This is a genomic window from Seonamhaeicola algicola, from assembly GCF_007997385.1.
In the GTDB taxonomy this organism is placed as follows: domain Bacteria; phylum Bacteroidota; class Bacteroidia; order Flavobacteriales; family Flavobacteriaceae; genus Seonamhaeicola; species Seonamhaeicola algicola.
On the sequence record NZ_VOSC01000004.1, the window covers coordinates 1 to 221 of the forward strand.

The following is a 221-nucleotide window of genomic DNA, read 5'->3' on the forward strand; positions in this document are numbered from 1 at the left end:
ACAGCGCCAGTAATAGACAATACAAACACTGAAAATATTGAAATAGAATGTGGTGTTGGTAATACAACCACTACCCTACAAGATTGGTTAGATAACAATGCTGGTGCTACAGCTTCTGATAACTGTGGTAACGTTACATGGTCTAACAACTACGGTGCTGATGATTCTGTACAATGTGATAACGGTGCTGTTACTGTTACATTTACGGCTACTGATGAGTG

General features: G+C 39.4%; 1 protein-coding gene. It reads left to right on the forward strand.

The annotated features are described in order from the left end of the window. Positions 1–221: hypothetical protein (locus FUA26_RS15625; protein ID WP_186826826.1), on the forward strand; the 221-nt coding region annotated here is incomplete at both ends.